Annotated in this window: 4 protein-coding genes; 2 read left to right on the top strand and 2 right to left on the bottom strand. The window is 61.7% G+C overall.

From position 1 onward, the window contains the following. A partial coding sequence (locus Q0G18_RS08740; RefSeq protein WP_297152099.1) for a transglycosylase domain-containing protein occupies positions 1-953 on the bottom strand: 953 nt, incomplete at its 3' end. A gap of 88 nt (positions 954-1041) precedes the next feature. On the opposite strand from Q0G18_RS08740, the gene Q0G18_RS08735 reads away from it, so the two are divergent. Continuing rightward, positions 1042-3504 carry a U32 family peptidase gene (locus Q0G18_RS08735; RefSeq protein ID WP_297152098.1) on the top strand — a complete coding sequence of 821 codons (2463 nt, stop codon included), beginning with the start codon at positions 1042-1044 and terminating at the stop codon, positions 3502-3504. A gap of 142 nt (positions 3505-3646) precedes the next feature. Here the strand turns inward: Q0G18_RS08735 and Q0G18_RS08730 are convergent, their stop codons facing one another. Then, positions 3647-4468, bottom strand: a complete 822-nt coding sequence (locus Q0G18_RS08730) for an MBL fold metallo-hydrolase (protein ID WP_297152095.1) — start codon at positions 4466-4468, stop codon at positions 3647-3649. A 250-nt stretch (positions 4469-4718) separates the two neighbouring features. Between Q0G18_RS08730 and tyrS the strand changes: the two genes are divergently transcribed. Then, a complete protein-coding gene (gene tyrS / locus Q0G18_RS08725; RefSeq protein WP_297152093.1) occupies positions 4719-5930 on the top strand; it encodes a tyrosine--tRNA ligase in 1212 nt (403 codons plus the stop codon). Positions 5931-6128 lie beyond the last annotated feature (198 nt).

Raw genomic sequence — 6128 nt, 5'->3', positions numbered from 1 at the left:
ACTTCCGCTGCCGCTTCCTCCGCATAGCCCTGAAGCGTCGGGTCGATCGTGGTGTAGACCGTAAGCCCGCCGTCGAACACCTCCTCGAACGAAAGCTGGTCGAGGAGCTGCTGGCGCACGTAGCTCGTGAAATACGGGTACTCGTAGATGCCGTCTTCGGCGCGCGCTTCGACGTCTAAGACAAGCTCCTCCTCGACGGCACTATCGTGTTCCTCCTGCGTGATCGTTCCGTGCGTGAGCATGCGGTCGAGCACGACGTTGCGACGCTTCGTGCAGTTCTCGGGATAGTCTTCGGGATTGTTGTACGTCGGCGACTGAGGGATGCCCACAAGCGCCGCCGCCTCCGCAAGCGTAAGGTCGATTGCGCTCTTGGAGAAGTAGTGCTGCGCCGCGGCCTCGATGCCGTAGCATCCCGACCCGTAGTTGATCGTGTTCAGGTACATGAGCAGGATGTCTTCTTTGGAATACGCCTGCTCCATCTCGATGGCGAGCTCGGCTTCCCGCACCTTACGGCGAAACGAGATGTCGTTCGCCTCGTTCGAGAGGAGCGTGTTGCGCACGAGTTGCTGCGTGATGGTGGATGCGCCCTCGAGGCTGCCGCCCTTCAGGTTGTTCACGAGTGCGCGTCCGATGCCGTAGTAATCCACGCCTTCATGCTCGTAGAACCGGGTGTCCTCCGTCGCGACCGTGCCTTCCAGCACATAGTTGCCCACCTGGTCTTTCTCGATGGGTTCCTGGTCTTGCAGATAGAACTCCGCCAAAAGGGTGGTGCGGTCGTTTGCGTAGATGCGTGTCTTGGCGCTGTAGGCGAAGGCGTTCGGGTCGTGCACGCTGGGCAGCTCGCCGACCCATGCGTCCACGACGCGTCCCACGCCGAAGGCCCCGAGGCCGACGATAAGGACGAGCGAAAACGCCGCAACGAGCACTCCCCATGCTGGAGCATGGGTGCGCATTTCACGGTGTTTTCTCCTTACTCTCATGATTCGTCTATACTACCATGAACCGACCATCTGGTCTTTCAGACGAGGAGACACCAACCTTATGCGGAATATGGAACTTTTGGCGCCTGCGGGCAACATGAGCGCCCTTCACGCCGCCGTGCGTGCTGGTGCGGACGCGGTATATCTCGGGCTCGAGTCGTTCAACGCGCGCCGCGGGGCCGATAACTTCACCATCGCCACGCTCAAGGAGGCGTGCGATTACGCGCATCTGCGGGGCGTGAAGATCTACGTCACGCTGAACATCATCGTGCTGCCGGGCGAAGTGGGCCGCGCGCTCGAATGCGCTCGTCAGGCATGGCGCGCAGGTGCCGACGCGCTCATCATCCAAGACATTGGTCTTGCGAGCGAGATAGCCCGCGCGCTTCCCGACATCCGCCTGCATATTTCTACGCAGATGAACACGTGCAACGCCGCCGGCATCCGCGCCGCTGCCCGCATGGGTGCCAAGCGCGTCACGCTCGCCCGCGAGCTTTCCGTGGAGGAAATCGCCCATCTCGCGCAGGTGGGTGCCGAGGCGGGCGTCGAAGTCGAGGCGTTCGGTCATGGCGCGCTGTGCATCTGCTATTCCGGCCAGTGCCTCATGTCCTCCATGATTGGGGGCCGCTCCGCCAACCGCGGCCTGTGCGCGCAGGCGTGCCGCTTGCCCTACGAACTGCACAATGCCGCCCAGCGAAACCCTCTTTCGGCGCCTGGCGAACATCTGCTCTCGCCAAAGGACCTCTGCTCGGTCGATCTGCTTTCCGATCTGGCGCGAGCCGGCGTCGCATCGCTTAAGATCGAGGGCCGTATGAAGTCGGCCGATTATGTGTCGGCCGTCGTGTCGGTGTACCGCCGCGTGCTCGATCGGGTGTATGCGCAGGAGGGCTCTGTTTCTCCTGCTCGCCCGACGGAGGACGAACGCCGTACGCTTGAGGAGGCTTTTTCCCGCGGGTTCACCACGGCATATCTCGAAGGCCAGCGCGGAAACGACATCATGAGCTATCAGCGCCCGAACAATCGCGGCGCCTTTATCGGCCGCGTGGCTGAAGCGCGTAACGGCATAGCGACCATCTCCGCTGAGCACGAGCTTGCAATCGGCGATGTCCTCGAGTTTTGGACGGGGAAGGGCCATGCCGCCCAAACGGTAGCCGACCTCTCCTTCGACAAGAAGGGCCGCGCGCGGATTGAGCTCGATGCGCGCGCGAAGGGCGTGCGCGCGGGCGACCGCGTGTTCCGCGTGCGCAGCGCGAAGGAAGCCTTCGAGGACGACTCCCTCGAGCCGCGCGTCGAGGTTGAGGGCGCGGTTCGCCTGCGCATCGGCGAGCCGCTTGAGGTCTCCTTCTCCTTTGCCCGCACGTCGCAGGGCGAGCTTGCCGAGGTTCGCGGCACGGCGAGTGGAGCCGAGGTCGAGCCTGCTCGTACGAAAGCCGTCACCGAAGAAGACGTGCGCGCTCATATCGACCGCCTCGGTTCGACTCCTTATGTTCTCACGCGGCTCGACGTCGAGCTCGATGAGGGGGTTGGCATCGGGTTCTCGCAGCTGCACCGCGTCCGCGCCGAAGGACTCGACGATCTGACCGAACGAGCCTTGGCCGTCTATCATGCGCGCCGCCTTCCCCGCACCGAGGATCGCGAAGGGCTTCCCGCCGTTCGTCCGAGCGGTGCCCGCATTGGCGCATGGACGACGAACCCTGTGTGCGCAAGGGTCGCAAAGCGTACGGGCGCGCATATGGTGTACGTGCCGGCGCTGAACTACGGGCGCGGCGAGGCGGTGGTCGCGGGCCAGCTCACGGCCACGGTCGAGCAGGCGGGCTACCCCAAGCAGTGTCTTCTTGCCATGCCCGTCGTCGATCACGACGAGGTCGGGCTCTCGCGCGAGGCGAAGCTCGATTTCGACCCGTGGCGCTACGCGACGTCGGGTCGCCCGGTGTTCGTGGAGAGCCTTGGCGCCATGCAGATGGCAGCCGAGATCGGGATTCCCTTCGAGGTCGGCCCGCATCTGCCCGTCACGAACAGGCTCGCACTCGACGAGGTTGTTCGCATGGGCGCCGTCCGCGTGTGGCTCTCTCCCGAACTTTCGCTCGACCAGATTCGCGAGTTGTCTCGTGATACCCCGGTTGAGCTGGGAATTTTCATCTCAGGCGCGCAAGAGCTCATGATTACCGAGCACTGCCTGCTCATGAGCCAGGGCCCGTGCAACGAGGATTGCGCCGAGTGCCGCCGCCGTCGCAGCCCTCATTACCTGAAGGACCGCAAGGATTTCGATTTCCCCGTCATCACCGATGCGCTCGGCCGCAGCCATCTCTACAACAGCGTTGAGCTCGATTTGGTGGCATCGCTTCCCGAGCTCATGGCGGCGGGCGTCACATCGTTCATGGTCGACACGACGCTCATGAACGGTGAGCAGGCGGCGCAGGCTGTTGGTCGAGCCATCCGCGCGCTGCGCATCGTGCAGTCCGACGGAAACTCGGTCGCCAAGATCACAAGCGCCACCACAGGGCATCTGTTCCGCGGCGTTCAGTAGCGCGCTGCGACATGGGATGGGGTCTCTGTCTCGTTGGGACAGGGGTCGGGAAATGTATCTCAGTTAGACTACTTACCATTTGAAGGCGCTTCCCATGCGCAACGCTGCGGCCTCGCAGTGTCGGGAAGCTCCTTCCTGGGCGCTATTTCACGCTCGTGAGGCGTCCTTGGTAGCCGCAAAGGACACGCGCATTGCCCTCGGCGATGGCAAGTCCTTTCTCGAGTGCCGCTCGCGGCAGGTCGTAGTCGTTGTTGTTCTGCGAGATGTGCATGGCAACGACGGCCTCGGGCGTGCGAAGACCCGCGGCGCGCGATTCGGTGATGAGTGCGGCGAGCTCCTCGGTTGCCTGCGGGTTCGAGAGGTGGCCGAATTCCGAGGCGATGCGCTGCTTGATGATGTAGGGGTAGTCGCCGCTTTGCAGCATGCGCTCGTCATGGTTGCTCTCGAGCGCCAAAATGCGCACGTCACGCAAGGCCTCGTGCGCCGCGTTCGTCACGATGCCCGAATCCGTTATGTAGCCTAGCGCGTCGCCGTCGGGCGCCTCGACGCGAAAGCCGAAGGAAGCGGCAGCATCGTGGCTGGTTGCGAAGGGGAAGGCGCGCAAGCCGGCGGCCTCGATCGCGCGCTGCCCCGTGGCGAGCGGCAAGATGGCGCAATCGCCTGCGACCTTCTGCAGCACGGAGCTCGCGTCGACGCAGGCCTGGTTTACGTAAACCGTTGGTGCGCAGCCTAATTTCGCAAGGCCGCGCAACACCACGCCTAGCCCCTTGGTGTGGTCCCCGTGCTCGTGGGTGATGAGTACGGCGTCGATTCGAGCGGGGTCGAAGCCCGCCTCGTCGCATCGCTCGAGGAAATCGCGCTTGCAAATTCCGCAATCGATGAGCACCCCCGCGCCTGTCGCGGCGTTTTCAACGATGGCAGCGTTGCCTTTGCTTCCGCTTGCGAGTACATGTAACTTCAGCACTGGTTGTTCTCCTGTCGGGCGATGGGCAAGAATAGCCCTCGACCGTGACGATTAGATTCCACTGCGGCATTGTAGCGAAACGCCACTCGCTTCAGCGAAGAGTTTGGGCGAGAAGTCCCCTTTCGGGAAAGGTGCCTGGCAGCCGAGAGCGTTCATTCGCTAATTGCGCAGCCCCCTCGATAGATTCGGGGCTCATGCTGCCTATGTGTTAGAATCGCTTGTGCAAATCCGTTGTATGAAGGACATTTCGATGCTCACACCTGAAGAACAGCTTCACATCATCTCCTCTGGCACGGCGCAGATCGTGCCGGAAAGCGCTCTGCTCGAGAAGCTCAAGCGCGGCAAACCCCTCAACATCAAGCTCGGTGTCGATCCGACGGCTCCCGACATCCATATCGGCCACGCCGTCCCGCTGCGCAAGCTCCGCCAGTTCCAGGACCTTGGCCACGAGGTCACACTCATCATCGGAGACGGTACGGCGCTCATCGGCGACCCTTCCGGGCGCAACTCGACCCGTCCGCAGCTTTCCCGCGAGCAGATCAAGGCGAACGCGGAAACATACGTCAACCAGGCATTCAAGATCCTCGACCCCGAGAAGACGACGCTTCGCTACAACTCCGAGTGGATCTTGTCGCTGAACATGGAAGAGCTCTTGAAGCTCATGGCGCAGTTCACGGTCGCCCGAATTCTCGAGCGAGACGATTTTCATAACCGCTACACCTCGAACCTTCCGATCAGCCTTCATGAGTTCATGTACCCGGTCATGCAGGCTTATGACTCCGTCGTTATCAAGGCCGACGTCGAACTCGGCGGCACCGATCAGCTCTTCAACCTGCTTGCCGGCCGCGAGCTTATGGAGAAGCTCGGCATGGAGCCGCAGGTGTGCCTGACGCTCCCGCTGCTCGAGGGCACCGATGGCGTGAAGAAGATGTCGAAGAGCTACGGCAACTACATCGGCCTCACCGATGAGCCGTCCGACATGTTCGGCAAGGTCATGTCCATTCCCGACGAGCTTATGGTGAAGTACTACCGTCTTGCATCTACCGAGTCTGTCTCGGCAATCGATGAGATCGAGGCCGGTTTGGCCAACGACGAGCTCCATCCTAATAAGGTAAAGCGCGCCCTTGCCCGCAACATCGTTGCCGCTTACTACGACGAGGAGCAGGCGAACGCCGCCGAGGAGCAGTTCGACCTTGTGTTCAAGAAGCATGACGTCCCCGACGACATCGCCGAGTACACGCCCGACCTCACACCCAACGAGGAGGGTCTCGTCTATCTCGCGAAGATTATTCACGACGCTGGCCTTGCGCAAAGCGTTGGGGAAGCACGCCGCCTCATCGACGGCGGTGGCGTGAAGCTCAACGGCGATGCGGTCGCTCCTAAGACATACAACGTTGAGCCCGAGAAGCTGAAGGATTGCGTCCTGCAGGTTGGCAAGCGAAAGTTCATCAAGCTCGTGTAAAAAAGGTCTTGCGGCGGTAAAACCGAATAGCTATAATAAGAAACCCGCGTTTGAGGAGAGCGTGGGTTTCTTCTTTCACTCAGCTTGATTGAGAGCAGAAACGGTGGCATTTCAAAACCGCTCAAAACTTTTTGAAAAAAGTTCTTGACGGCAGGCGAGAGGTCGCGTAATATATCTCCTTGCGCCGCGGACGGAAGG

Origin of the sequence: uncultured Ellagibacter sp. (assembly GCF_934636505.1) — a bacterium.
Classification (GTDB): Bacteria; Actinomycetota; Coriobacteriia; order Coriobacteriales; family Eggerthellaceae; genus Ellagibacter.
Note: the sequence above shows the minus strand (reverse complement) of the source record. Positions and strands in the feature narration are given on the sequence as shown.

What these genes read in the sequence shown, in the direction of transcription:
- Q0G18_RS08735 (WP_297152098.1), top strand. Translation starts at nt 1,042, where the DNA reads ATGCGGAATATGGAACTTTTGGCGCCTGCGGGCAACATGAGCGCCCTT.
- tyrS (WP_297152093.1), top strand. Translation starts at nt 4,719, where the DNA reads ATGCTCACACCTGAAGAACAGCTTCACATCATCTCCTCTGGCACGGCG.